The following is a 24,993-nucleotide window of genomic DNA, read 5'->3' on the forward strand; positions in this document are numbered from 1 at the left end:
TGGCCATGAAGGTGGTGCAATGATTATCGCGGTCATTGTCGGCCTCGTCGCCGTCGTGCTGCTTGTGCTTATGGTCGTGGCGCTCGGCATGCGGTCGATGAACCGCCGGGAAAGCAATCTGCCTCCAGAGCGGCTGCGCAAGATGGCCGAGCAGGCGGAGGACCCGAACGCCAAACGTCCCGGACGTCCCGCCGAGGAGACCTTCTTCGAGAGCTTCCCCGAGGGCTTCGACGCCTTCCAGGAGCCCGAGCGCGCGACGGCCCGGCTGCGTCCGGGCAACGGCAGGCCGGGGGGGCGTCCCGCGGCCCGGCCCGGGGGGCGCTCGGCGCCTCGCGGCAAGCAGGCCGCCTCCTCGCGCGGCCGGCGCGGCGTGGACGAGTGGGGCGACGCCGACGACTACGACGACGACTACTGGTCGCGCGTCCGCGCGGACGACGGCGCCTTCGGCGGCACCATCGCCGCGCGCATGGGAGCGAGCCGCCCCGACCTCGCCTCCCCGTCCTCTCCCGCCTCCCCGGCCCCCAAGGCGACGCCCGCGAAGGACGCCGCGAAGAGCAACGACGAGGTGGACGCGAACGCGGCCACCGTCCAGGCCCCGCTCCCGACCCGGCCGGCCGGCCATGCCGGTCAGGGGGACGCGAGGCGCACCACCGCACCCGTATCCCCCGCCCCCACGGCCGCCGCCGCGTCCGAGCGCACCGCGACCTTCCCGGCCCCCGTCCCGCAGGCTCCGGCGGCCGCGGCGTCCGCCGCCGACGTGCTCGGCGCGCTCGGCACCCCGCAGACGCCCGCCGGCCCGCAGACGCCCGCGCGCACCGGCCGCGGCTCGCGTCCCGACCCGGCCGACCCGCTGGGCGTCAACGACGCGGTACGTGCCAAGCCCCGGCGCCGCGGCGAGTCCGGCGACTCCGCACGCACCCCCGCGCCCGGGCGGACGCCCGAGTCGCGCAGGACCGACTCCCGGCGCACCGGGTCCGGCAGAGCCGCCGAACCTGGCCGCTCCGGCTCCGCCCGCCCGGACTCGGGACGCACGGCGCCCGGACGCCCCGACACGGGACGCTCCGACACGGTGCGGGCCGACTCCGGCCGCGCCGCCACGGGGCCGTTCGCCTCCGGCCGCCCGGACCCGGCCGGCCCGCCGCGGCCCGTCGACCCTCTCGGCATCGACCCGCTGGCCATCGATCCGCTGGCCGGCAACCCGCTCACCACCGGCCCCATGTCCAGCGGCCCGTTCACCACGGGTTCCCTCGCCGGCGACCCGCTGACGAGCGGGCCCCTGCCGGGCGCCGCGGCGTCCGGCGGTTCGGGGTCCCGCCGCCGGTCCTCGGGCGCGTCCGACGGCGCGCGGCGACGCTCCGGCACGGGCGGCTCCGACCCGGCCCGCTCCGCGACGGGCTCGTACGACACCCCGCGCGCCGGAGGCGGCGCCGACCCGGGCGGCCCGTTCCCCGCCTCGCCGTCGTACGGCCGGCCCGCCGATCCTCTGGGCACGGGCACGGGCGCCTCGGCGACCGGCGACTTCCCCGCGGGCGGCTCCTGGCCGTCGCAGCCCGCCTACCAGGCCACCGGCTCCTACGACATCCTGGACGGCCCGGCGACTCCCGCGGCCGGTATGCCCGCCTCTCCGTCGTCGTCCTCCAACGAGACGTGGAACTCGGCGGACTACCAGTTGCCCTCCTACGACGGGTACGCCGCCCGCGGCGAGACCTACCCGCCCGACCCCGCCTACCCCGCGGCCGCGCCCTCGGCGCCGTCGGCGCCGTCGTACGAGGTGCGTCCCGGGTGGGCGACCATCGACGACTCCGACACGGTGACCGGCCCCGCGCCCGTCACGCCCTCGCGCGCCGCCTCGGCGTACGAGACGCCCGCCGTGCGGGACCTGCCGGGCACGGGCCGGGGCGACGAGCCGCCGTCCGGTGGCGGTCAGGGCTACGGCGGTTACGGCGCGGGCTCCTCGACCGGGTCGGCCGCGGCTCCGGCGTCGTCGGCGTGGGCACAGCCGCGCCAGAACACCGGCGGAAGCTGGCCGTCGTACGGCGAGCTCTACGGCAACGGCGGGGAGGAGCAGCCGACGCAGTCGAACGCGTCGCCGTCCCGCGGCGGTCACCACCGTCCGTCCGAAACCGACTATCCAGACTATTACCGCTGATCAACCAGAATTCCACCGGCACTTGTAAAACGCGCCCGGCAAAGGCTTAATCAATCGGCCGTCGCGTCGTATGGTCGCCTCATGACCGGGGACACGCAAAGTAGCCGAACGACGACCGAGCGTCTCAACTCCGTGCTCCGGCACGACCTTCCCGCCTCGCTGGTGGTGTTCCTCGTGGCGGTGCCGCTCTCGCTGGGCATCGCCGTGACCTCCGGGGCTCCGCTCGTCGCGGGCCTGGTCGCCGCCGTGGTGGGCGGCCTGGTGGCAGGCCCCCTCGGCGGCTCCGTCGTCCAGGTGAGCGGGCCGGCGGCCGGGCTCGCGCTGGTGGTGGCCGAGCTCGTGCGCACGTACGGCTGGCGGGCCACCTGCATGATCACCTTGATGGCGGGCGTGCTTCAGGTCGTGCTCGGCGCGTTCAAGGTGGCGAGGACGGCGCTGGCCGTCTCCCCCGCGGTGGTCCACGGCATGCTGGCCGGCGTGGGCGTGGTGATCGCCCTGTCGCAGCTGCACGTGGTGCTCGGCGGGCAGCCGCAGAAGTCCGCGATCGAGAACATCGTCGAGTTGCCGAAGCAGATCGTCGACAACCACAGCCACGCGGTCGCGGTCGGGGTGCTGACCATCGTCGTGCTGCTGGTCTGGCCGCGGTTGCCGCACCTCAAGACGATCCCCGCCCCCCTGGCCGCGCTGGCGTGCGCGGCGCTGACCGCCGGGGTGTTCGGGTGGGACGTCGCCCGCGCCGACCTGTCCAAGGGATTCAGCGAGTGGGCGACCCCGGCGCTGCCGTCCGGCGACTGGCACGGCATCGCGGGCGCCGTCCTGCTGGTGGCGCTGCTCGCCGGGGTCGAGTCGCTGCTGTGCTCGGTCGCGGCCGACCACCTGCACGACGGCCCGCGCGCGGACCTGGACCGCGAGCTCACCGGCCAGGGCGTCGCCAACCTGGTGTCGGGGGCCCTCGGCGGCCTGCCGGTCGCGGGCGTCGTCGTGCGCACCACCACGAACGTCCGGGCGGGGGCGCGCAGCCGCTGGTCCACGATGCTGCACGGCGTGTGGGTGCTGGTGTTCGCGGTCGGCTTCGGCTGGACGGTCACGCTGATCCCGCTGGAGGCGCTGGCCGCGCTGCTGGTCTTCATCGGCGTGCGCATGGTGAACCTCGGCACGATGCGGGGCCTGCACGGGCACGGCGAGCTGCCGATCTACGTGCTGACCATGGGCGCCGTCGTCGTGGTCGGCCTGGCCGAGGGGGTGCTGCTGGGCCTCGTCCTGGCGGCGCTGTTCGCGCTGCGCCGCCTGACCAGGGTGTCGGTCCACGTCTCGCTGGAGCCGGACGACCGCTGGCACGTCATGGTGACCGGCTCGCTGACCTTCGTGGGCGTGCCGCGCCTCACCGACAGCCTGCGAAGCATCCCTGCGGGCGCCACGGTCGACCTCGACCTGAACGTCGACTTCATGGACAACGCCGCGTTCGAGGCGCTGCACGGCTGGCGCCTGGAGCACGAGCGCGCCGGCGGCTCGGTCGCGATCGACGAGATGCACGACGAGTGGTACACCTTCGCCGCGAAGGGCACGCGGGTCTCCTCGGCGAAGACGCCGCCGAAGGCGCCGGACCGCTGGTGGCTTCCCCGGGCGTACCGGCGGGGCGGCCCGCTGTCGGCCATCCCGGTCAGGCGCTCGGGGGCGTGGGTGCCCTCGCGGGCCGAGCACGGGGGCGGGGCCGTGCCCGATCTGCTCGCGGGCGCGAAGGACTTCCAGCGGCGCACGGCCCCGCTGGTGCGGCCGATCCTCACCCGCATGGCGCGCACGCAGGACCCGTCCCATCTGTTCATCACCTGCGCCGACTCGCGGGTGGTGCCCAGCCTGATCACCGCCAGCGGGCCGGGCGATCTGTTCACGGTGCGCAACGTCGGCAACCTGGTGCCCCGGTACGGCGCCACTCCCCCGGACGACTCGGTGCTCGGGGCGATCGAGTTCGCCACCACCGCGCTGAACGTCCAGACGATCACGGTGTGCGGCCATTCACGGTGCGGGGCGATGGCGGCCCTGCTCAGCGCCGGGGAGAAGACCAGCGGGCTGCCGGGGCTGGAGCGCTGGCTGCGTCACGGAGACCACACGCTGGCGCGGTACATCCTGTCCGACCCCACCGGCGAGGACGAGGGGCCGCTCGACCGCCTGTGCCGGGTGAACGTCGCCCAGCAGCTCGACAACCTGCGCACCCATCCGGAGGTCGCGCGTCTGGAGAGCGAGGGACGGCTGGAACTCGTCGGCCTGTACTTCGACATCGGCGCCACCCGGGTGCACGTGCTGGAGCGCGGGGGGTTCACGCCGGTGTCCGGCCACGCGGCGGTGAGCCTTCCCGCCCGTGGCGCCGCGCCGCCCGCGAGCTGACCACCGGGGCGAGCCCCGGCCGGCCGGCGGGCGTCCGCTGTCAGCGGATCCGCTGAATGTGAAACCCCTCGGCGGCGCGGGGCCCGGGCACCACAGTTGTCCCATGAGAATTCTGGTGATCGGTGGGTCGGTGTTCCTCGGCCGGGCCATCGTGGAAGAGTCCCTGCGCCGGGGCTACGAGGTGACCACGTTCAACCGGGGCAGGTCCGGCGAGGACGCGCCGGGGGTCACTGCCGTGCGCGGCGACCGCGAGGTGGACGCCGACCTCGCGGCGCTGGCCGAGGGCCGCGAGTGGGACGCGGTCGTCGACGTGTGCGGCTTCACCCCCCGGGTGGTCGCCGCCTCCGCCCGCGCCCTGTCCGGCCACGCGGCGACGTACGCGTACATCTCCAGCATCTCGGCCATCTCCGCCTGGCCGGCCGAGCAGGTCGACGAGTCCTCCCCGCTGTGGGAGTGCTCCCCCGATGCCGGTCCCGAGGACGGCGACTACAGCATCCTGAAGGCCGGATGCGAGCGTGCCGTCGAGCGGTATTTCGAGGGGAACGCTCTGATCCTCCAGCCGGGGCTGATCCTCGGGCCGTGGGAGAACGTCGGCCGGCTCCCGTCGTGGCTGCGCCGTATCGCCCGGGGAGGCCGGGTGGTGGCGCCCGGCGATCCCGGCCTGCCGATGCAGCTCATCGACGCCCGCGACATCGCCACGTTCACCCTGGACCAGGCCGTCAAGGGCACGGGCGACCGCTTCGTGCTCACCGGGCCCGCCGGGAACACCACGTTCGGCCAGTGGCTGGCCGACTGCGTGGACGTCACCGGCTCGGACGCCGAGCTGGTCTGGGTGGAGGACGGCTTCCTGTCCGCCCACGAGGTCGAGCCGTGGACCGAGCTGCCCCTCTGGATGCCGGTAGGCCCCGAGGAGGCGGGCACGTGGGGCGTCGTGACGGCCAAGGCCGAGGCGGCGGGCCTGCGGTGCCGCCCGGTGAGCGAGACCGTCCGGGACACGTGGGACTGGCTGAAGGACCGCGACCACGCCGCCCTGGAGGAACGGCTGCCCAGCTGGCGGCGGCACGGCCTCGCGCCGGACAAGGAGGCCCGCATCCTCGGCGACTGGGACGCCCGCTGACCTCCCGGCGCGGCTGTCGCGCCTGCGGTGGTGCACGCGATCGGCGAGATCTGTGGCAAGCGCGTTCCGGACGAACCGCCCTCTGATCCGCCTACGTGATCATTGCGACGATCCCGTCGGTTGTCCTCGTACACTCCCAAAGAAGATCGCCGGGTGTTAACGTCGGCGACGTGGCAGACCCCCGGAGCACCAACGGTGCCGACGACCATGCGCCCCTCTCGGCCTACCCGGCTGCCCGGCCGGACATGTCGTCGATCAGGACGCTACGCCCCCAGGACTACAACGAGGTGCTGTACGTCGGGCACTTCTACCGCAAAGGGCAGCCGGTGGTCATGGACCTGACCGGACTGTCGGACGCCGACGCCAAGCCGCTGGTCGACTTCGCCGCCGGGCTGGTCTTCGGCCGCCAGGGCGACATGGACCGCATCGCCCACAAGGTCTTCCTGCTGGTCCCGCCGGGCGTGGTCATCAACGGCTGAGCCCTGTCCGGCTTCCGGAACGGCGGCGCCGTGCCCCGGGACGTCCCCGTGGCACGGCACGCGCCGCCACCCCGTGCGCTCCGGTGCGGTCTAGAGCGGCGGGGTGAGGTCGGCGAACGCGGTGCAGTTGGCGGGCCAGGTGACGTTCACGCCGAGGGCGCACGTCGTCTGGCGCACGAGGCCGGTCCGGCTGCGCACCGTGATCTGCAGCTGGTTGCCCGTGGGGTTGGCGGCGAGGGTGACGTCGGTGGCGTTGGCCGGATGGTTCGGCACGGTGGAGAGGTCGTGCCACGGCGGATTGGCCGGGCCGACGGACGTCGGGTCCCGGACCAGCACGATGCCGTTGGGCTGGGCCAGGCCGATGTACGTCACCGGTGTGAGGGTGCCGAGGCCGGTCGGTGTGGCCATCGCCGAGTCGACTCCGTCGGTCCGGCCCGATGGGCCGGGAGGTCCCGGAGGGCCGGGCGGGCACTTCTTGCAGTCCTTCTTCGTGCTGACGACCTCGTCCTCGTCGTCCTCTCCGCCGACGGGCCTGTGCCCGGTGGCGGCGTGGCCGGCGTCGTGCGACACGTGAAGGCCGGGGACGCTCACCGCGCCGGTGCCGGCCTGCGCCGGGCCGGACAGCGCGACGCCTCCTGCGGTGGACAGCGTCGCGACGGCCACCGCCCACATGAACTTACCCGTGAAAGGACCTTTTTCCCGAGGAATCACTCGGTTCCTCCATATCCCTTGAAATCCGATTAATCAGACCTTCTCCGTGCTACCGAGTAGCACCGCCCCCGAGGAATACCCGTCCATCGGAGAGCCGACGCGGCACGGGAGTAGCGATAGAGGAAACGGACGGCACGATAAACACAAGCACCGCCCGCGCGAGCGGGGACCGTCATTCCTAATACCGCTTAGACGGGAATCCGTCCACTATCAAGCGGTTCTCTGGATTTCTCGCCACAAACGCCGACGGACGGACCAGCGCGAACTCCGGCCCTTGAGGGCTCATCACTGAAGTGGCCAGACTTGCTAGGTTATAAGCTATGAAGACGCGCATCGTACAGATTCTCCCGCCACAGCCTTTGAACTGGTACAGAAGCGGGAGCGTCGCCGCCAGGGGCGGATGCAGCCAGCACGGAACTCCCCCCTGCCACGACGAGATCGTGAACACCGTGATCGTGTCCGATGCCGGTAGCCAGGAAAAGAAGCTGGCGGTCTGCAGGCGCGGACTCGAAGCCCTACAAAACGGCCAATAGCCGCATCTACCGGCATTGCACGACCTGGTCCGCGTCTCCGCGATCGCCTCCGGCCGATGCCCCTGACCGCCGGCCGCGACAGGGGATCAACGGTCGCCTGGAAAAAAGAACGACCGGTCGTTCATATTTTGTGCTAGTGTTCCCACCATGACGGACGGGCGGAAGCTGCGCGGGCAGCGCAGCCGTGAAGCGATCCTCGCCCAGGCCGTCTCCCTGGCCTCCGTCGACGGCCTGGGCGGGCTCTCCCTGGGCCGTCTGGCCGAGGCCGCCGGCGTCAGCAAGTCCGGATTCTTCGCCCACTGGCGCGACAAAGAGCAACTCCAGCTCGACTGCGTCGACTGGGCCCGCCGCCAGTGGCAGGACCGCGTGATCGCTCCGACCGCCACCGTCCCCAAGGGCCTCAGACGGCTGTTCGCCCTCCACGAGGCCCGTATCGCCTTCTACACCGACGGCGTCCTGCCCGGCGGCTGTTTCTTCTTCGTCGCCCAGGTCGAGTTCGACGACCGTCCCGGCCCGGTCAGGGACGCCGTCGCGGCCGCCATGGCCGACTGGCTGGGCTACCTCGAACGCCGCGTCGGGGACGCCGTCGACCTCGGGGAGCTGTCCGCCGACCCGGCGCAGCTCGCGTACGAGATCGACGCGCTGGGCGAGGCCGCCGTGACCCACGCGCGGCTGCGCGACGCCGCCACCGCCTACCGCCACGCCCGCAGAGCCGTCCTCGACCGGTTGCGCGCACTCGCCACCGATCCCTCGATCCTCCCGGAGGACTGACCGTGTCCCACACCCGTCCCGTCCAGGTGCACTTCGACGACCTCGACGCCATGGGCCTGCTGCACAACGCCCGCTACGGCGTGCTCGTCGAACGCGCCATCGGCGCCTTCTGGGCCGAGCTCGGCTGGCACTTCGACCCGGCCCGTTCCCGCTTCAAGGACGTCTTCCTCGCCGTCCGGGAGTTCCAGATCACCTACCACGTGCCGATCCAGGGCGTGGGCGAGCCACTGGTGCACTTCTGGCTGGAGCACATGGGCAACACCAGCGGCGTCTACGGCTTCCGCGTCCTCTCCCCCGACGGCCGAACCCTCCACGCCGAAGGCCGCCGCGTCAACGTCAACCTGGACCCCGCCACTATGCGCCCCACCCCCTTCACCTCCGAGACCCGCGACGCCGCGAAGGTGCTCGCGGCCTGACCCGCGTACGGACGACGAGGCCGGAAACGTCCCGCGGGGGCACAGCGGATGGCCGCCGGGCCAGAATCGCCGCCGGGTCAGAAGGGAAGCGCGCCGGTCAACCGGCGAATGACCTCGGCCTCCTCGGCGTCGCCGGCGTCGGCGGACGGTGCCTGCTCGGTGATGGCCGCTCCGACCACGTCGTCCAGGCGGGAGATCAGGTCGACGAGCCGTTGCGGCGCCACCCCGTCCGGTTCGGGATAGCGGATGGAGCCGAATGCGGCGGGGTCGAGGACGTCGAGATCGACGTGCACGTACCGAACGGCCGAATGACGTTAACAAGTTTTCCGTTCCATCTCCAGTCTTTGCGTAGTGTGATCGGCTTGCTACCGTGTCGCTGTCGGACTTTTGCGCCGATCCGCAAGAAGGGAACACTCCTTGATACGCAAGCGCATCGCCGCCGCCGTGGGAATCGTCGCGCTCGCCGTGACCGGCCCTCTGCTGGCAGCCGGCACGGCCGAGGCATCGACACCAAGCACCCCCTACATGTGCCCGTATCTCACCAGCGACTCCTCGTCCAGCCTCTCCTCATGGGCGACGGGTCAGGGCCAGATCGTCTGCTGGTACTACGGCAAGCCCAGCCCCTGCCGCTACAACGCTTGGTTGAACGGCGACGACTGGTACTACTACCAGCCCAGCTACGGCCCCAACCCGTCCTACTGCCCGGCCCGCGCCATCCCGACGGCCCCCTGAGCGACCCCACCGGCCACGTCCCCTCCCCGGACCGATGGCATCCTGGCCGTCGGCGGGGTGCGCCGCGGACGGTGCGCGTATGACCGTCCGCGGCCAGGGAGGACCTCACGTCAGCCTCCGGGAGTTCCAGATCACCTACCACGTGCCGATCCAGGGCGTGGGCGAGCCGCTGGTCCACTTCTGGCTGGAGCACTTGGGCGACAGCAGCGGCGTCTACGGCTTCCGCGTCCTGTCCTCCGACGGCCAGACCGTCCACGCCGAAGGCCGCCGCGTCAACGTCAACCTCGACCCGGCCACCCTGCGCCCCACCCCCTTCAGCGACGAGACCCGCGACGCCGCGCAGGTCCTCGCCGCCTGATCGCGACGCCTGGACCATAATGGGGGACGCGTCCACGTGACCGCGCCGCGTCGCGAAGGGCCGCGCTACGGATTCAGACTCGCCGCCAACTCGCGAGGAAAGTCCTCATCGTATTTTCCGCCGTTCTTCAGCGCGAACAGAATGCCCTTGCGGAATATCCTGCTGAACGTCGTGTAATTAGGGGTCACCGGGCGGTAACGCGCCGTCTCGACGGCCGACGCGAGAGCGTCCTTGTACGGCCGCGTGGCGTACTGGTAGGCGTACCTCCGCGTCGGGGCGAACCCTCCGAGCTGGAAGAGTATCAACTCGCTGGACGGGCTGGTGAGGAACTCGATCAGCGCCTGAGAGGCGCGCGGGCTGTCCGTCGAGCTCGAGATCGCGAGGTTCTGCCCGCCGAGCACACTGTCATGGGGAAGCCTGTGGACCTCGAAGGAGCCGCCCATGCTTCTCGTGAGATCGTCATACACCACAGGCCAGCCGCGCATGTACCATGCGGTTCCGTCCTTGAAACTCCTTGTGGCCGCCGCCTCGGCATCCGTCACGTCGTCGGCCTTTTTGGTCTGGTAGATCTCCGCCAGGTCTTTCAGGGCGCTCAGCGCGTTCTGGTCGAATTCGACGCCGTCGGAACTCAACACAGGCGCCCCGTCGCGGTTGACCACTTCACCGCCATACGCCCACATCGCCTCGAGTGCGGCGACCGTCAGGCTCTCGGCGTCGACCAGGTGAAGCGCGTTGACCGATGAGCTGTAGTACTCCTTCCAGTCGCGCACTTCACCGCCCCCTGGCGCGCCCGACGCGTAGTAGAGCAGTCCCGCATCGGCGTTGAGCGGCAGGCCCCACAGTCCAGGCTTCTTCCCGGACATGTCCCGGCATGTTCTCAGGACGTTGTCGATGAAGTCTCCGTCCTGGTCCTTGTACTGCCGCCTGGACTCGTCGAGCGGCTGGATGTAATTCATCTTGATGAACTCGGGCATCCACACGAGGTCGAGCAAATAGACGTCGGCCTCGTGCGCTCCGCCCTCTCTCGCGTCGTCGACCATACGCTTGTGCTGGGCGTCGGGCTCCCCGGCCGCCGATCTGAACTCCACCTGGTTGAACGGGTGAAGCCGGTTCCACTGATCGACCAGTATCCGTCGCGCACCCGCCTGACTGCTCTCATCCTGAGCACTCATGATGACCATGGTCCCCGGCTCGAGACCGTCGTCGTCGGGAACGAGCCACCCTATGGAAACGACCACCACGAGCGCGGCCAGGGCCGCCATCACCCTTGCCGGGCTTTTCAGCTTCACCCGGAGCCGCTCCAGGAGCCCCAGGAGGCGACGCTGCTCCTCGTTTTCCGGCCTGCTCCAGATCACCTTGACCAGTCGCGGGATGAAAGTAAGGGCCAAGGTGGAGAAAACGAGCAGGGAGGCCCCGAGGGCGACTTTCACCCAATCCAACGGATCGTGTGGCAGGGACGGCTCATTCACCATCACGGAACCGACCGCGGTGGCGATGATCACCGGGAGGACCACCAGCATCATCGCCGCGATACGATGAGCCGCCTTCAGCGGCGACCTCTGCTGACTCATGGCGATGCCCCTTCGACCATTCGATCGTAACGCCTGCCACTCTGGGGCCAATATCCGTTTCGAGGACCACGCATTACGGCAGTGGCTTTATCGACCGAAGCGCCCGCCGAAACCCACGGGGTCACCGGGGCGTCATTTCTCGTGCCAGGACCATCCGATGTCGCCGACCCCGGGCCGGTTCGACAAAGCACTCTCATGTGTCTGCCGGAGGGGGCGGAAACGCCCAAGCCAGGTCATCGTCGCGTGAACCGACTGCCGCCACTCCAGCGCTTCGGGAACGTCCCGGTATACCAGCAGATGCTGGCCCGCGATCTGCTGGAGCAGATCCCTGACCTCCGCGGGCGTGGCACGGAAGAACTCCCTGCGGAGGTCGACCTTGTCGACCCGCCGGTCGTTCAGCGCGACGTGCAGCCGCCCCTCCAGCCCGACCGCGCCGTCACTGAAGATCAGCGCGTGCGTGCGCTGCCCCTGATCGGCCGGGTCACCGGTCGTGAGATCGACCGGGAGTGGATGGACGGCGCGCACACGCTGTATGTGATGCCATCCCGAGGCTGACGGGCCGCTTCGAAAGCCGCACCCGTGGATGGGGCCCTACACGGCTCTCGTTTCCCGGCGCGGCCACACACGCAGTCCGCCCCCCTTCTCATCGCGGCGTCACCGGCCCAGCAGCCACACCGCTGAGCTGTGCCGGCACCGGGGCAGCACTCGGTCAGGTCGACGTGCGCATCTGTTCCAGTACTCCCATGAGCGTGCCCACGCGACGGCCGCCGCGATCGCCGAGCCGCATCATGCCGATCCGCCAGATGGCATCCTGTGCTGCGGCCTTCGCATCCTCCCCGAGTGCCGCTTCCAGTACCTGGACCGCCATGAAGCGTGCGTGCCAGTGTTCGATTGTCAAGGGCGGCGCGTCGGCGGCCGGGGTCTGGGCCCGCAGGTCCTCGCTGAGGTGACGCACCTCGTCGCGCAGCTCGACGAGCACGGCCGGGCCGGGCGCCTGTGCCAGCGAGGTCACGACGCGTCTGGTCACAGGCATATCCAGACCGCTCAGTTCACAGGCGGTCTCCGCCAGCAGGGCGGCGATCTCGCGGGTTCTGCCGGGGTCGGGATTGGCGACGAGGTCGGCCACGCGCGGGTCCTCGGCGAGGTAGGCCAGGTGGTCGATCCTGTCTTGGTCGACCGCCGACGTATCCACGATGTCCTGCGGCGCGTCCAGGACAGCGCTCATGTGCTCGCCCGCCAGCCACCCGGGTTCCAGCCGTCGGCGGGTGACGGCCTCCCCCAGCGCCAGCCCGGCCACGCGGGGATCATCCTGCTCGGCAAGCTCCGTCCAGGCTGACAGAGCGGCGGGGAGCTCTTCGAGCTCTTCGGGATCGAACAGGTCGAACACGGCTAGCAGTCGGCCGTGCTCGGCGTAGGCCAGCTGCCCGTCTCCGTTGGCGTTCCAGAACACGCTGAGTGCCCGCCCTCTGCGGGACAAGCCGGTCAGGACATCCGGCCGTGACCCCTGGAAGCCGTTCGGCTCTACCAGTACGGTCCACTCCCCCAGGGCTCCGGCCAGCGCCGCGCCGGCATGGACGGGGATCGCGTCGTACGCGGCCTGGACCGTCTCCGCGTATGTCCGGCTGCCCATCCCGTCCTCCCGCCGACCCGCCGCGGCGAGCGCGTCGGCGGCGGGCAGATCCTCGACCCAGGTGATGCACAGCGGCACAGTCAGGGTCTCCTCCACCAGCCGGCCGTAGTGCGCCAGCACCTCCGAGTTCAAGCGCTTCTCCTTTTCGCCTACCCCGAACGGCCCGGCCTGCCGAGATAACCGGACACCGGGCCGCCTTGCTCAAGATTTGTGAGCCGTTCGTGCTGGGACGTATTCCGATGGCTCTCCTGATCAGCGCGTGCGTGTCGAACCTGAACGGCACCGAGGCATTGCCTAGGTCCCGCACCCGGCCCTCCGGATCCAAGCGCCGGGTCATGCCGATCTTGACGACCTCCTCGCCGAACGCGCCGACGTTGGAGATTACGTACACGTAGCCCGCCCGGACGTTGGCCTCGCGCGCCTCCACGTCACTGACCGCCGCGCCGATCTCCTCCAGCTTTCCGAAAGGCACCGAGCACACCGAGTTCTACCCGGACACCCTCGGCTTCTACGAACCCTGAGACGGCTCCTACGACACCTGACCACCTGATCTGCACGTGCGGGCACCGGCGCACACCGCACGCAAGGCTCCGGTTGCCGGCGAGAACTCATACACCACGACCGTGGACGTAACCTCGTCCAGGGCCGTCCAGACCTGTGGTCGGCATCCGCGTCAGCAAGATCACACAGATGGTGCCGGGTCAGGTCTGAGGCTGAGCGTCCCGTACCTGGTCGCGTACCACCGAAGCGCCCAGCCAGCGGTCATGAAGAACACGGCCTTCGGGATCGAAGAGCATCCACAGCCCGTCCGCGAGGAGACACCACAGCCCGACGTCGGGGACGAAGGCGAGGAGGGGGAAGACCAGCGCGCGGAGCGCGGCCCTGCCCGCACCCGGCCGTCCGCCCGTGTGCGCGGCGATGACGCGAATGCCCAGCAGCCGCTTGCCGAGCGTCCGCCCCCACAGGGCGTGCTGCACCCAGAAGTAGAGGAACACCCCGGCCAGGACGGCCAGTTCCGCGGGCCTCGCCCTGCCCCGGAACACGTACGCGTCGGCCCGCTCCAGAAGTCCGGCCCCCATCTGGACCCTGAAGTAGGTGTCGATCAAGGGCCAGGCCACCCCCACGACAGCACTGAGGGCCGCGACAACGATCAGATAGTCGACCAGGGCCGCCGCCGCCTGCCGCCACACCGTGTCGGCCTGTGACTCTTCCGGCTCGTCCGTGGTGACGGACCGCATCGCCCTCGGCGCGGCGAACACCAGCGCCGCGGCCACCAGGAGACACAGCTGGGTGATCCCCCAGCCACCGGCCACCCCTTTGAACCAGTCGACGCTGAACAGCAGCGTCTCATCGCAGCCTTTCCGATCGCTGTGCAACGAGGCGAGAGGTTCGATGACCGCGCTCAGGACGAGGAGCCCCGCCACCCGTCGGCCTGTCACCCCCGGATCTCTGGGGCCCAGACACGCGAGGAGGCCGAGAAGGACCACCATGGCCGGAACCGCCCAGCCCTCCGTGATCTCCATGACCTCTTCGAGATCACGGCGCAGCGGGGCAAGCGGTGACAGCGTCGTTCCACCGTTGTACAGGCACACGAGCCCGTAGATGTCGCCTTCATAGGCCCGGGCGAACTCCTCAGGCTGGAGTCGCTCACGCCACAGCTCCCAGGTCGGGAAGGCGGCGACAGCCGCAGCCGCCACCCACGCCGCCAGCGCTGACCGTGACAAACGGGAGAACTGCAGCAAGGTGATCCTTTCCCCTCTGGGAGCGACACCTTACCGACACGCCAACGAATCGGCAGACATGCGATGCGGATTCGGCTCGCGCAGGTGCAACCAACCTGCGAGCGCGTAGTGCTCCACACGGCGGGCGCGGGCTCGGTCAGCGGGGTCAGGGGTGGGTAAGGCGGACGAGTCGGCCTGTAGGCCGGGTAATCACGACCACTCCAAGATGATCAATGAGGCTAGCTGCATCGGATCGTGAAGGACCTGCTCAGAGGAGGTTTCCTCTGTCCCTCCCCTTCCGGTCCGGTGTCGGCCGTTCCTGGGTCCTCAGGGTGACCGTGCTGACCCTGTGCTGACCCTGCTGACTCTGACCTCGATCTGTAGCTCCCAACTCTCCACGCCCCTCCCTGAGGCTCCCCCGTCCCTTCGGCTGGCGGAGTCGTGGGTCACCAAGGACATAGGGGGAGTACGGATCTCTGGGACAACTCCTGACCTTCGACCCCGGGGGGTTTAAACCGGGCGCGCGTTAGGAACTACTATCGCGTCAGAAAATTCTTTTCTATACGGACATACCGAGCAAGGTATGCCAGTAGCCCTGTATCACCACGGAACACCCTGAAAACGTTGCTCATCTCAAATCTGACGGCCTAATAGGTTGTCCGGGCATCTAGGGGTACCCCCTAGCCCTTAAGGGCCTTAGACATACGGCTATTGCTGCTTCTATGGGTATCTGTCACGTGGAGCCATCAAGCCGGAGATGTTACGAGTCTCCGCTAGGGGTCTTACCCTCCGCTTCCTTGCGAGCAACGAACGTGCCCATACCTGGCTCGGTACGGGTGAGGCCGTCTGCTCTCAGCCTGTGCAAGACCTTCTGCGCTGTCGCAGTGGCTATGCCGAACTCTTCCTGAAGTTTCAGCACAGATGGCAGCTTGTCACCAGGTGCGTAGATCCCTGACTCGATTCGTCCCCTGATGATCTCGTAGACCTGAACCCATCTCGCTACGTCTGGCTTCCACTCCATCATGATCAGCACGCTAGGTACTGTCTCGCCTGCTTAGCGATAGAGGGACTCTAGGCACTCTAGGCATTGCAGGGGTACTATCGGCATCTGACCAGCCGTAGACCTAGGACGGGCGATGACGACCTCACCGACGTACAACCCTGACGACCTGAGCGAGGAACAGCTATGCGGGCAAAGGTGCGTGATCTGTAACTCTGACTGGATCATCGAATCTGCTACCGGTGCGGGTGGACGAATTGCCCATGTGCCAGTCGAGGCCCTGCCTACCGGAGACATCCTCTTCATGTGCTGGCATCACTAGGGTGTGGCGAATAGTGGAATCAATACGGAAACTCTTGGTCAACCTAGAAGGCCGTCAGATCTCGATCCCCGCTACCGAGTGCATCGTGTACTTGGCTCAGGCGTACACCGACACAGCCAACCCATTCCCCACCCATGCTCACGTCACCACCGATTCGGAAAATGCTCGGAGCTTCCTACGTGAAGTTATCGCAAAAGGTGGATACGGGCATGTGGTGGCATTCGACGTAACGCTTCCCGATCGACCGGTCAAGATTAAATGCCTTGGCAGGATCGATGGCCCTTCAGAGGGCACGTAACTCCCCGCAATTCCGGAACGGTTGACCCGTAAGGCACTCACCAGGTCCCTTTCTGGTGGGTGCTTTGCTTTGTGACCACAATGAAGCATCTTCGCCTTGACCTGAGTATGTACCACTAGAGGAGTGTCAACAAGGGAAAGGCGATGCTAAACGCATCGCCGCTTGACCAAAGAACGGGAAATGGAGGATTACATAGAGATGAGAAGAGGAACCCCAAAAAGGGGTTCCCATGGGTCTAACCCTTTGGATGTAACAGAAAGGTAACTACAATGGGGAGCCTGTGCTCCCCTTCTTCCTTATCTGTACTCTCGCCAACTTCCGAGGTTGGCGAGAATAATATCTGTGGTAGAACCTCTAATACATACTATATATAGCGGCCATCCAAGGCCGCTTAAGTAATATCTAGAGAAGACTATTAGGGCGACCTTGTGAGTCGCCCTTTTAGTATCTAATCCTCCCTAAACTTCTTAGGCCAAATCAAGGGCCGCCCTCAGGCGGCCTAGATAGAACAGTGGGTAAAGGGGGGGGCGGAGACCCCCTATTAGGGTCCCCACCTACCCACCTACCCACCCACCCGTGACCTCTATGCAGCCCGTTGCTTCTCTGCCTGCTCTGTCAGCTCCCAGACACCCGACCGGACTTGCTTGACGGGGATAGCTCCCTCTCCGAGATACTTCCGCCAAGTCTGCACGGACTTCTCATACTTCTCGGCGAGCTTTTCTGCTGCCTTATTCTGGGACATCCCCTGACAGTTATCAACCACATAGACCGCCTGAGCTAGTCGCTTATCCAAGTTGGCCCTGTTGCTCTCTCGCTTAGGCTTTTCCTTGTGCTCCCATTCCTTTGTTACCGAGAATCGTAGACCGCTGGTATCTCCTAGAGTCAGTCGGCATACCTTCTCGGCTGTGTGGTTACCCCGAACCGTCAGCTTATGAGTTCCGCCACCTTGTCCATTCTCTTCTAGATGGAGAATGACCCTCGGCCACGAGGTGATGAATTGGGAACCATTGATAGATTTCCCACTCCCGTAGCCCATGCCTGCCTTGGTAGCATGGTGTACCACGATCACAGGAATTCCAGAGCCAACTACCCCATTGACTCTTTCTATAGTAGGACGCACGCCATTCCTCTGTGTGAGGTCGGCTTGAGGTGGCAACAGTCCATCCAGATTGTCAATGACCAAAACGTCTGCGTGTTCTATGACCATACGTAGGTCATCGTCATCTCGAATGTTCTCCACGAAGAGGACATCGCGGAAAGTCGGATCAAGCTTCCCGTAATACTCCTTGAACTCTGGCAGACTTCCCGCGTCCGTCAAGGAAACAGCTACTCTCTTAGTCTTGCCCGTCGGCACATCGAGGAAGGGGTTCCCATTCGCCAATGAGTGGATCAACTGACGCACCATGATCGACTTACCGACCTTGGGTTGTCCGTAGACAAGCGTCACCGCCCCTGAGATCAATCCTTCCACGAGAAACAGATTCTCCGCCTCCATCTTCCTTACTGCCTCAATCATCGGAATTACTCCCATTGCCTCATTCCTTTCTTGTCGAGTGTTCCTGTTTTAATAGTTGCTGACATCTAGCTCTCGTCCATCCATCGGTCAATCTCGCTGAGTCGATACCGGTATTGGTTGCCGACCTTCCGGTGAGGGATCCTCAGCTTGATCACGTTGTCGTAGATCCAAGAGGCTGGCTTCCCCAGGTGTAGGGCTACCTCCTTGGTTCCGACCCAACGCTCTTGAACCTGCGTCCGAGCAGGCGAAAGTGTCGTACGTGCCATCCGTTCCCCTCTGTCGTCGTTCTTTCCTGTCTGTCCAGATTCTAGCACCTGACCCCTGACACCCGCCGTGTGTCGAGTGGTACTCTGAGTGCATGACGACCTACGACCCCAAAACCTGGGGACTCCGCCTGCCGGAGAACTGGCACATCTCAGAGGTTCACAAGGGACAACCCAACCAGTTCGTTGGCTACTACGACGTGCTTGGTTGGACGGTTGCTATCTCTTCGAACCTCTTTGCTCCATGGAACGGACCTGTTGGCCTCTCGATCTATGTAACGGACGAAGAAGGAATTAATAGTGCCTGTGAGTCCGACGGAATAACCGTTGACGTACTCCGATCGGTACCCCTAGGAGAAGCGCGAAGGGTTATCGCTGATATCGCAAAACAGGTACGGGAGAAGCAAGGGAGTCCAAACCTTCCTCAACTCCCCCGAAGGTTAGAGACCCCTCATCATTACGCCCTTGTCGCTCAGGCGTACATCCAGGCCGTAGAGGCAGGAAGGAAGAACCCCATCCTGTATCTCTCCCAGCTCTGGGATATCAGCAAGAACACCATGGCCGCACGCATCAAGAAGGCTAGGGAGATGGGTCTCCTCTCGGGGGAGGAAGGGAAAACCGCTAACCGTCTCACCGACAAGGCCAGGGAGATTCTTAACGGGGTCAACCCGGATGAACCCCCGTACTAATTTCCCTGGGATACCCCTAGAAGACTCCAGGATGCCCGCAGAAGGAACGAATGACTTCCTGGAGAAATCTACCCATCCGATCAGAGAAAACCCCTCAGAATCGATTACAGAGCCCTACGCGGGCACATGTAGGGCTAGCTCAATTCATGTTAGGAGATGACGGGCATGGCAACGGTGTTCAAGAAGTGCGACTGTCGTAACAAGGGTAGGTGTGAGCACAAGTGGACCGTCAGATATCGCGAACCGGGAGGAAGGGCAGCTAGGCAGCGCGAGAAGTCTTTTCGCCTGAAGGCTGAGGCCGAAGCTTTCGAGGTCAAGATAGAGAACGAGAAGAACCAAGGAACCTACTCCGACCCGAGTAGGGCAAAGGTCACGTTCAAGACCTACGCCGAGACCTGGATGGCTGATATGCCCCATCGGCCTTCTACGGTGGACACCTACACTCGGCATCTCAAGAATCACATCTTTCCCACGTTCGGAAACAAGCCTCTCAACACCATCCGGACGGGTGCCGTTCAAGGATGGGTGAAAGCCCTGACGGTGAAGGGTCTTGCTCCATCGACTGTGGAAACCATCTACAACATCTTCGCCAGCATTATCAAAGGTGCCGTGAAGGATGACCGGTTGGGCAAGTCTCCCTGTGTAAACATCAAGCTTCCCGACGTTCACAAGACCGGTATCAGTCTCCTATCGGCAGATCAGGTGAAGGCTCTCGCTGACGCGGTTCCTACTCGATACAGGGCTTTGATCCTGGTAGCGTTCGCAGCGGGTCTCAGACAGGGGGAAGCTCTGGGACTCTGTCAAAGTCGCGTGCTGTTCCTAGAGCGGAAGCTCAGGGTCGATCAGCAAATCACCCTTACCGGAAGCAAGAGCGACGGCTCCAAGGGCACAAGGCCGACTCTGAGCGCTCCCAAGACCAAGGCCAGCACTCGGGACGTGCCTCTCCCTCAGTTCGCCTTAGAAGCGCTCTCAGCGCACATCAGGGCGTTTCCCCCAAAGGATGACCTACTCTTCGGCACGGTCAGAGGTAACCCGATGCGTCGGGACTACTTCAATGACAAGGTCTGGAAGCCTGCCCTCAAGAAGGCGGGTCTCCCTGAAGACACGACGTTCCATGACCTGAGGCATTCCTTCGCCAGTACGGCTCTCGCTGAGGGAGTCCCCATCTCCGACGTGTCCAAGTGGTTGGGGCACGCTTCGATCACTGAGACCGTGGACACCTACGGGCACCTCGTACCTGAGGCTGACAACCGCGTCCGTTCCGCTCTCGATGGGGCCTTCAACCGGTCTTCCGAGAGTGATGGTGCTGACTTGGTGCTGACCTTGGTTCAGTAGGGACCAATGAACATGAAGGTCAGAGACCTAAACAGCGGGCGAGTCGGCCTGTAGGCCGGGTTTTGTCCTTTGCTTGCGCAAAGGGGCGACCATCCATCTAGGGCCGCCGTTGCCGGCGGTCTCAAGCGGTCTACCCGCGCGACTCGGGCGGGTCACCCTCGAACGCCGCGCGCGGGGTCCTCCGAGGAGGGCCCCTTCTTGACCTTGCTCCGGGTGGGGTTTACCGAGCCGCCCACGTCACCGTGGGCGCTGGTGGTCTCTTACACCACCGTTTCACCCTTACCTCCCGCGAGGGGAGGCGGTTTGTTTTCTGTGGCACTGTCCCGCGGGTCGCCCCGGGTCGGTGTTACCGACCACCCTGCCCTGTGGAGCCCGGACCTTCCTCGGCAGGGCTCGAAAGCCCTGACGCGGTCGCCCGGCCGACTCGTCCGCCGTCGTGCAAGTTTAACCGATCGGCGGTGACGATCATTCCTGACCTGCTCGGTGAGGGCATCCGGCTGTACGACAACCCCGGCGGTGAGCCGATCCGCCTCCACCGGGTCGGCGAAGGCGACCCCACGTCGGCCGTCAACGTGCGGTACCGGCCCGCCACGGCGGCCAAGCCCGGCCGGGAGGGTGCCGGGTAGGCCTCTCTCAGCGGAGGTGGGCGGTGTCGTTGAAGGTTCTCACCAGCTGGGGGCCGTCGGGGAAATAGTCGATGACGGACAAAGCCGCGAGGTCGAGGTGCATGCGGTACAGGGCGGCCAGGGGCGCCAGGAGGGCGGAGGACAGCAGCAGCTTGATGGGGCTGACGTGCGAGACGACCAGGACGGTCTTGCCCTGGTGGTCGAGGAGCAGCCGGTCCCTGGCCTGCTGCACGCGGACCGCCGCCTGGTCGAAGCTCTCACCGCCGGGCGGGGTCACGGAGGGATCGGCGAGCCAGGCCGCCAGCTCGTCCGGCCACGCGCGCTGGATCTCGGTGAAGGTGTGGCCCTCCCAGGCGCCGAAGTCGACCTCGCGCAGGCCGTCCTCCACGGCGACCTTCAGGCCCGTACGGGCGGCGACGGCCTCGGCGGTCTGGCGGGCGCGCCGCAGCGGGGAGCTGACGATGACGTCGATGGCGTAGGGCGCGCGTGACAGCCGCGCGGCGGCGGCGTCGGCCTGGGCGAGGCCGGTCGCCGTGAGCTCGGGGTCGCCGGTGCCGGAGAAGCGGCGGTCGATGGAGAACGGCGTCTCGCCGTGGCGGAGCAGGAGGAAGGACGTGGCGGCGGAGGCAGCCGTCCAGCCACTGGCGGACGCGGCCCGGGGCTTTTCGGCCACGACGCGGGCCTGCCCGGCGGACGTGCCGTCGCCTATGGAGCCGGGTTCACCGGAAGGTAAGGCGGAGGCGCCGGGCGGCGGGCCGGAGGTGGTCCGGGGCGAGGCCGGCGGGGAGGTTCCGCCCTGCCAGGTGGTGCCGCGGGCGGCGGCGTCCATGGCCTCGTTGGCGAGGCGGTCGGCGTCGCGGTTGCGTTCGCGAGGGATCCACTTCCAGGTGACGCGCAGGCGCCGGGCGAGGTCACGGGCCTCGGTCGCGAGCGGGCGCAGGCCCTCGTTCTTGATCTTCCAGCGGCCGGCCATCTGCTCGATGACCAGCTTGGAGTCCATGCGGACCTCGACGGTGGCCCCGTCGCCGGCCAGTTCCAGCGCCGAGCGCAGGCCGGCGATCAGGCCTTGGTACTCGGCGACGTTGTTGGTGGTGATCCCGAGCGCGTCGGCCGCCTCGGCGAGCACCTGCCCGTCGGCGTCCTTGACGACCGCGCCGTACCCGGCCGGCCCGGGGTTGCCGCGCGAGCCGCCGTCGGCTTCGACGACGAGGTTCACAGACCCGACTCGGGGGTGCGGACGAGGATCCTGCGGCACTCCTCGCAGCGCAGCACCTCGTCCTTGGCGGCGGCGCGGATGCGGTTGAGGTCGGCGATGGACAGCGACACCTTGCACCCCTGGCAGCGCCCGCCCTGCAGCATGGCCGCGCCCACGCCGTACTGCTCGCGCAGCTTCTCGTACAGGGTGAGCAGGTCGGCGGGGATGTCGGAGGTGATGCCGCCGCGCTTGCCCTTGGCCTCGCCGCTCTCGCGGTCGAGCTCGCCGAGGGCGGCGTCGCGCTTCTCCTCCAGCGTGGCGAGGCCCGCGCTGATCTCGCCGCGCTCGGCGGTGAGCCGGGTGACGGTCGCGTCGGCGGCCTCGCGGCGCTCCATGATCTCCAGGACGACGTCCTCCAGGTCGCCCTGGCGGCGGTGGAGCGAGGCGAGCTCGGACTGGAGGTTGGACAGGTCCTTGGACGAGCTCACCTGGCCCGAGTCGAGGCGCTTCTGGTCGCGGTCGGCGCGCACGCGCACTGCCTCGACGTCGGACTCGGCCTTGGCCTGCTCGCGGGCGAGGTCACTCGCCTCGGTCTCCGCGGCGATCACCTCGGTGGCGAGGCGGGCGAGCTTGGCCGAGCGTTCGTCGATCTCGGCGAGCTCGGGCAGCGTGCGGCGGCGGTGGGCCAGCCGGTCGAGGACCGCGTCGAGCGCGGCCAGTTCGAGCAGGCGCTTTTGTGCTTCCGGGGCTGCTTTCACTTAATCCTCGCACTGTGCTGTTGTAGTCCAGGGGTCCGTCACCGTCCGCGAGACGCGCGTCTCAACATTAATCCCCTTCGCGGCCAACCCGGACGCGAGCAGCTCGGCGGCCTGGGGCAGCCAGGGCCATTCGGTCGCCCAGTGGGCCGCGTCGACCAGCGCGGGACCGCCGCCGAACGCCCCGGACTGCAGGAACTCGGCGGAGGGGTGGTGCCTGAGGTCGGCGGTGAGGAAGACGTCGGCGGCGCGCACGGCGCCGAGGCCGAGCAGGGAGTCGCCCGCTCCCCCGCTGACGGCGACGGTGCGGACGACGCGCGTGGGCTCGCCGGCGACGCGCAGGCCCCACGTCGTGCGCGGCAGCCCCCGGACGGCCTGCCGGGTGAAGTCGCGCAACGTCATCGGGCTCTCCAGCTCGCCGACGCGGCCGAGGCCCCGGCGCGGGTCGTCGGGGGACGGCTGGAGGGGGCGCAGCGGCCCGGCGAGGCCGACCGCCCTGGCGAGCGCGTCGGAGACGCCGGGGTCGGCCACATCGGCGTTGGTGTGGGCGGTGTAGAGGGCGATGTCGTTCTTGATCAGCGTGTGCACCAGGGCGCCCTTGGCCGTGCCGGCGGCGACGGTGGTGGTGCCGCGCAGGTAGAGGGGGTGGTGGGTGACGATCAGGTCGGCTCCCCAGGCCACGGCCTCGCCGCCGACGGCCGCCACGGGGTCGACGGCGAACAGGATCTTGCGTACGGGTTGCGCCGGGTCTCCGCAAACCAGGCCCACAGCGTCCCAGGGCTCCGCCCAAGCCGGGTCATACGAAGATTCAAGTTCCGCGATGATCGCGGACAACGCTGTCGGGGACACGTGCGCAGACTACCGCCACGATTTAGCGTGGGCGGGTCTGACACCCGGAGGGCCGGCGAATGGCACCAAGCGTAGCGATCATCGGGGCGGGCTTCGGCGGGCTGTGCATGGCCATCCAGCTCGAGAAGGCCGGGATCACCGACTACACGATCTTCGAGAGGGCCGACCGCCTCGGGGGGACGTGGCGGGACAACACCTATCCCGGGGCCGCCTGCGACGTGCCGTCCCACCTGTACTCCTACTCCTTCGAGCAGGCGTACGACTGGACGCGGCGCTATCCGTGCCAGCCGGAGATCCTGGCCTACCTCGATCGCTGCGCCGGAAAGTACGGCCTGCACGCCCGGCTGCGGCTCGGCGCGGAGGTGACGGCCGCCGTCTTCGACGAGGCGGTGAACCGCTGGCGGCTGACGGTCGCGGGCGGCGAGGAGCGGCTGTTCGACGTCGTGGTGTCGGGGGTGGGGCAGCTCAACCGGCCCCGCCTGCCCGACATTCCGGGTCTGTCGACGTTCGCGGGGACGAGCTTCCACTCGGCCCGTTGGAACCACGCCCACGACCTCGCCGGACGCCGCGTGGCGGTGGTCGGCAACGGCTCCTCGGCCGCGCAGATCATCCCGCGCGTCGCCGCCGTCGTCGCCCATCTGGACGTCTACCAGCGCACGCCGAGCTGGGTCATCCCCAAGCCGGACGGCGAGTACGGGCCGCGCGAGCGGCTGGCCTTCCGGCGCCTGCCGCTCCTGCGATCGGCCAACCGCCAGCGGGTCTACCGGTTCATCGAGGGCGTGGTGTACCCGGCGCTGGTGGACGGCTGGAGCCGGCCGTTGATGATCAAACGGGCCGAGGAGCACCTCAGGCGGCAGGTCCGGGACCCCGGGCTCCGCGCGAAGCTCACCCCGGCGTACCCGATCGGCTGCAAGCGCATCGTGCTGGACAACGACTTCTATCCCGCGCTGACCAGGGACAACGTCGAGCTCGTCACCGACCCGATCGTCCGCGTGACGCCGGAGGGCATCGAGACGCGGGGCGGCACGTTGCGCGCGGCCGACACGATCGTCTTCGCGACCGGCTTCCACTCGACCGACTTCCTGGCCCCGATCGAGATCGTCGGGCGGGGCGGGCGCGACCTGCGCGAGGTGTGGAAGGACGGCGCGGAGGCGTACCTGGGCGTCGCGGTGCCCGCGTTCCCGAACCTCTTCCTGCTGTACGGCCCGAACACCAACCTCGGCCACAACTCGATCATCCTCATGATCGAGTCGCAGGTCAGGTACATCATGGGGTGCCTGCCGCTGCTGGCCGCGCGCGGCCCGATGGAGGTGCGGCGGCCGGCCATGGACGCCTGGCGCCGAGCCCTGGACCAGGCGCTGGCGCGCACGGTCTGGCGGGAGGACTGCGACAGTTGGTACAAGAACGCCGCCGGTCGGGTGACGAACAACTGGCCGGGGCCGGCGTCGATGTACCGCAGGATCACCAGGGCCCCGCGCCCCGACTCGTACACCTTCGGGTGACAGGGCAGGGCACCTCGCCATGCAGGACAAAAGGGACGATCCGGAACAGCGGTGCTCCCGGCATCGAATTTCT

Annotated in this window: 25 protein-coding genes, 1 other RNA gene and 1 pseudogene; 13 read left to right on the plus strand and 14 right to left on the minus strand. The window is 67.6% G+C overall.

Translation table 11 applies throughout. From position 1 onward, the window contains the following. Positions 1-19 precede the first annotated feature (19 nt). From DQ384_RS14950 to DQ384_RS14965, 4 genes are all read left to right on the plus strand, one after another. Positions 20-2,149 (plus strand): hypothetical protein, encoded by a 2,130-nt coding sequence (locus tag DQ384_RS14950; protein WP_114029386.1) that lies wholly within the window; start codon positions 20-22, stop codon positions 2,147-2,149. An 81-nt stretch (positions 2,150-2,230) separates the two neighbouring features. Next, positions 2,231-4,531: a SulP family inorganic anion transporter gene (locus DQ384_RS14955; RefSeq protein ID WP_114029387.1), complete on the plus strand. Its 2,301-nt coding sequence runs from the start codon at positions 2,231-2,233 to the stop codon at positions 4,529-4,531. Positions 4,532-4,634: 103 nt separating this feature from the next. Next, complete coding sequence (locus DQ384_RS14960; protein ID WP_114029388.1) at positions 4,635-5,648, plus strand: NAD-dependent epimerase/dehydratase family protein; 1,014 nt, start codon at positions 4,635-4,637, stop codon at positions 5,646-5,648. A 170-nt stretch (positions 5,649-5,818) separates the two neighbouring features. Then, positions 5,819-6,127: a cell division protein SepF gene (locus DQ384_RS14965; protein WP_114029389.1), complete on the plus strand. Its 309-nt coding sequence runs from the start codon at positions 5,819-5,821 to the stop codon at positions 6,125-6,127. Between the two features lie 90 nt (positions 6,128-6,217). Here the strand turns inward: DQ384_RS14965 and DQ384_RS14970 are convergent, their stop codons facing one another. Continuing rightward, complete coding sequence (locus DQ384_RS14970) at positions 6,218-6,790, minus strand: hypothetical protein (RefSeq protein WP_147268777.1); 573 nt, start codon at positions 6,788-6,790, stop codon at positions 6,218-6,220. A 368-nt stretch (positions 6,791-7,158) separates the two neighbouring features. Here DQ384_RS14970 and DQ384_RS40405 point away from each other — a divergent pair, with 368 nt between their 5' ends. The 3 genes from DQ384_RS40405 to DQ384_RS14980 all read left to right on the plus strand — a co-directional run bounded on the left by DQ384_RS40405 (position 7,159) and on the right by DQ384_RS14980 (position 8,558). Further along, entirely contained in the window at positions 7,159-7,371 is a 213-nt protein-coding gene (locus tag DQ384_RS40405; protein ID WP_147268778.1) for a hypothetical protein, read from the plus strand. Positions 7,372-7,518: 147 nt separating this feature from the next. Beyond that, a complete protein-coding gene (locus DQ384_RS14975; protein WP_114029391.1) occupies positions 7,519-8,142 on the plus strand; it encodes a TetR/AcrR family transcriptional regulator in 624 nt (207 codons plus the stop codon). Between the two features lie 2 nt (positions 8,143-8,144). Beyond that, positions 8,145-8,558, plus strand: a complete 414-nt coding sequence (locus DQ384_RS14980; RefSeq protein WP_220182955.1) for an acyl-CoA thioesterase — start codon at positions 8,145-8,147, stop codon at positions 8,556-8,558. Positions 8,559-8,635: 77 nt separating this feature from the next. Here the strand turns inward: DQ384_RS14980 and DQ384_RS14985 are convergent, their stop codons facing one another. After that, positions 8,636-8,851, minus strand: a complete 216-nt coding sequence (locus tag DQ384_RS14985; RefSeq protein ID WP_114029392.1) for an arginase family protein — start codon at positions 8,849-8,851, stop codon at positions 8,636-8,638. A gap of 124 nt (positions 8,852-8,975) precedes the next feature. Between DQ384_RS14985 and DQ384_RS14990 the strand changes: the two genes are divergently transcribed. After that, complete coding sequence (locus tag DQ384_RS14990; RefSeq protein WP_114029393.1) at positions 8,976-9,290, plus strand: hypothetical protein; 315 nt, start codon at positions 8,976-8,978, stop codon at positions 9,288-9,290. A 79-nt stretch (positions 9,291-9,369) separates the two neighbouring features. Then, positions 9,370-9,648 carry an acyl-CoA thioesterase gene (locus DQ384_RS14995; protein ID WP_245966486.1) on the plus strand — a complete coding sequence of 93 codons (279 nt, stop codon included), beginning with the start codon at positions 9,370-9,372 and terminating at the stop codon, positions 9,646-9,648. Positions 9,649-9,713: 65 nt separating this feature from the next. On the opposite strand, the gene DQ384_RS15000 is transcribed toward DQ384_RS14995, so the two are convergent. The 8 genes and pseudogenes from DQ384_RS15000 to DQ384_RS44160 form a co-directional block, all read right to left on the minus strand. Further along, the gene (locus DQ384_RS15000) at positions 9,714-11,219 is read right to left on the minus strand and encodes an extracellular solute-binding protein (protein ID WP_114029395.1); all 1,506 of its coding nucleotides are present in this window, start codon (positions 11,217-11,219) and stop codon (positions 9,714-9,716) included. 132 nt (positions 11,220-11,351) lie between these two features. Beyond that, a complete protein-coding gene (locus DQ384_RS15005) occupies positions 11,352-11,744 on the minus strand; it encodes a GIY-YIG nuclease family protein (protein ID WP_114029396.1) in 393 nt (130 codons plus the stop codon). 184 nt (positions 11,745-11,928) lie between these two features. Then, the gene (locus DQ384_RS42200; protein ID WP_220182956.1) at positions 11,929-12,981 is read right to left on the minus strand and encodes a DUF6461 domain-containing protein; all 1,053 of its coding nucleotides are present in this window, start codon (positions 12,979-12,981) and stop codon (positions 11,929-11,931) included. Between the two features lie 142 nt (positions 12,982-13,123). Next, positions 13,124-13,330 (minus strand): annotated as a pseudogene (locus DQ384_RS44155) (GIY-YIG nuclease family protein); the annotation flags it as partial. A 220-nt stretch (positions 13,331-13,550) separates the two neighbouring features. Continuing rightward, positions 13,551-14,546: an RDD family protein gene (locus DQ384_RS15015; protein ID WP_147268780.1), complete on the minus strand. Its 996-nt coding sequence runs from the start codon at positions 14,544-14,546 to the stop codon at positions 13,551-13,553. Positions 14,547-15,330: 784 nt separating this feature from the next. Beyond that, on the minus strand, positions 15,331-15,594 hold the full coding sequence (locus DQ384_RS15020) for a GntR family transcriptional regulator (protein WP_181871228.1): 264 nt from the start codon (positions 15,592-15,594) through the stop codon (positions 15,331-15,333). A gap of 1,179 nt (positions 15,595-16,773) precedes the next feature. Then, positions 16,774-17,721 carry an AAA family ATPase gene (locus DQ384_RS15025; protein WP_114029398.1) on the minus strand — a complete coding sequence of 316 codons (948 nt, stop codon included), beginning with the start codon at positions 17,719-17,721 and terminating at the stop codon, positions 16,774-16,776. A 50-nt stretch (positions 17,722-17,771) separates the two neighbouring features. After that, positions 17,772-17,972 (minus strand): helix-turn-helix domain-containing protein, encoded by a 201-nt coding sequence (locus DQ384_RS44160; protein ID WP_114029399.1) that lies wholly within the window; start codon positions 17,970-17,972, stop codon positions 17,772-17,774. Positions 17,973-18,064: 92 nt separating this feature from the next. On the opposite strand from DQ384_RS44160, the gene DQ384_RS40415 reads away from it, so the two are divergent. Together DQ384_RS40415 and DQ384_RS15035 are read left to right on the plus strand one after the other, a co-directional pair. Continuing rightward, positions 18,065-18,658, plus strand: coding sequence for a hypothetical protein (locus DQ384_RS40415; protein ID WP_147268781.1), 594 nt, complete (start codon positions 18,065-18,067; stop codon positions 18,656-18,658). Positions 18,659-18,823: 165 nt separating this feature from the next. Further along, positions 18,824-19,993 (plus strand): tyrosine-type recombinase/integrase, encoded by a 1,170-nt coding sequence (locus tag DQ384_RS15035; protein WP_181871218.1) that lies wholly within the window; start codon positions 18,824-18,826, stop codon positions 19,991-19,993. A gap of 35 nt (positions 19,994-20,028) precedes the next feature. On the opposite strand, the gene rnpB is transcribed toward DQ384_RS15035, so the two are convergent. Next, positions 20,029-20,420: RNase P RNA component class A (rnpB, locus tag DQ384_RS15040), an RNA gene on the minus strand. A 31-nt stretch (positions 20,421-20,451) separates the two neighbouring features. On the opposite strand from rnpB, the gene DQ384_RS41255 reads away from it, so the two are divergent. Then, a complete protein-coding gene (locus DQ384_RS41255) occupies positions 20,452-20,619 on the plus strand; it encodes a dihydrofolate reductase family protein (protein WP_181871219.1) in 168 nt (55 codons plus the stop codon). Between the two features lie 7 nt (positions 20,620-20,626). Here the strand turns inward: DQ384_RS41255 and DQ384_RS15045 are convergent, their stop codons facing one another. The 3 genes from DQ384_RS15045 to DQ384_RS15055 are packed head-to-tail and all read right to left on the minus strand — an operon-like array spanning position 20,627 to position 23,418. Beyond that, complete coding sequence (locus DQ384_RS15045; RefSeq protein WP_114029401.1) at positions 20,627-21,835, minus strand: bifunctional RNase H/acid phosphatase; 1,209 nt, start codon at positions 21,833-21,835, stop codon at positions 20,627-20,629. Beyond that, positions 21,832-22,572 (minus strand): zinc ribbon domain-containing protein, encoded by a 741-nt coding sequence (locus DQ384_RS15050; protein WP_114029402.1) that lies wholly within the window; start codon positions 22,570-22,572, stop codon positions 21,832-21,834. The genes DQ384_RS15045 and DQ384_RS15050 overlap by 4 nt, the downstream gene beginning before the upstream one ends. After that, complete coding sequence (locus DQ384_RS15055) at positions 22,573-23,418, minus strand: Nif3-like dinuclear metal center hexameric protein (protein WP_114029403.1); 846 nt, start codon at positions 23,416-23,418, stop codon at positions 22,573-22,575. A 59-nt stretch (positions 23,419-23,477) separates the two neighbouring features. Between DQ384_RS15055 and DQ384_RS15060 the strand changes: the two genes are divergently transcribed. Continuing rightward, positions 23,478-24,920 (plus strand): flavin-containing monooxygenase, encoded by a 1,443-nt coding sequence (locus DQ384_RS15060; RefSeq protein ID WP_114029404.1) that lies wholly within the window; start codon positions 23,478-23,480, stop codon positions 24,918-24,920. Positions 24,921-24,993: the final 73 nt, after the last annotated feature.

It is taken from the genome of Sphaerisporangium album, from assembly GCF_003323745.1.
Classification (GTDB): Bacteria; Actinomycetota; Actinomycetes; order Streptosporangiales; family Streptosporangiaceae; genus Sphaerisporangium; species Sphaerisporangium album.

Excerpts from the sequence above, each read along its gene's own strand:
- DQ384_RS15035 (WP_181871218.1), top strand. The coding sequence starts at position 18,824 with ATGGCAACGGTGTTCAAGAAGTGCGACTGTCGTAACAAGGGTAGGTGT.
- DQ384_RS14955 (WP_114029387.1), top strand. The coding sequence starts at position 2,231 with ATGACCGGGGACACGCAAAGTAGCCGAACGACGACCGAGCGTCTCAAC.
- DQ384_RS40415 (WP_147268781.1), top strand. The coding sequence starts at position 18,065 with ATGACGACCTACGACCCCAAAACCTGGGGACTCCGCCTGCCGGAGAAC.
- DQ384_RS14960 (WP_114029388.1), top strand. The coding sequence starts at position 4,635 with ATGAGAATTCTGGTGATCGGTGGGTCGGTGTTCCTCGGCCGGGCCATC.
- DQ384_RS14950 (WP_114029386.1), top strand. The coding sequence starts at position 20 with ATGATTATCGCGGTCATTGTCGGCCTCGTCGCCGTCGTGCTGCTTGTG.
- DQ384_RS14975 (WP_114029391.1), top strand. The coding sequence starts at position 7,519 with ATGACGGACGGGCGGAAGCTGCGCGGGCAGCGCAGCCGTGAAGCGATC.
- DQ384_RS15060 (WP_114029404.1), top strand. The coding sequence starts at position 23,478 with ATGGCACCAAGCGTAGCGATCATCGGGGCGGGCTTCGGCGGGCTGTGC.
- DQ384_RS44160 (WP_114029399.1), bottom strand. The coding sequence starts at position 17,972 with ATGGCACGTACGACACTTTCGCCTGCTCGGACGCAGGTTCAAGAGCGT.
- DQ384_RS15025 (WP_114029398.1), bottom strand. The coding sequence starts at position 17,721 with ATGGGAGTAATTCCGATGATTGAGGCAGTAAGGAAGATGGAGGCGGAG.
- DQ384_RS40405 (WP_147268778.1), top strand. The coding sequence starts at position 7,159 with ATGAAGACGCGCATCGTACAGATTCTCCCGCCACAGCCTTTGAACTGG.
- DQ384_RS14995 (WP_245966486.1), top strand. The coding sequence starts at position 9,370 with ATGACCGTCCGCGGCCAGGGAGGACCTCACGTCAGCCTCCGGGAGTTC.
- DQ384_RS15000 (WP_114029395.1), bottom strand. The coding sequence starts at position 11,219 with ATGAGTCAGCAGAGGTCGCCGCTGAAGGCGGCTCATCGTATCGCGGCG.
- DQ384_RS15020 (WP_181871228.1), bottom strand. The coding sequence starts at position 15,594 with ATGATGGAGTGGAAGCCAGACGTAGCGAGATGGGTTCAGGTCTACGAG.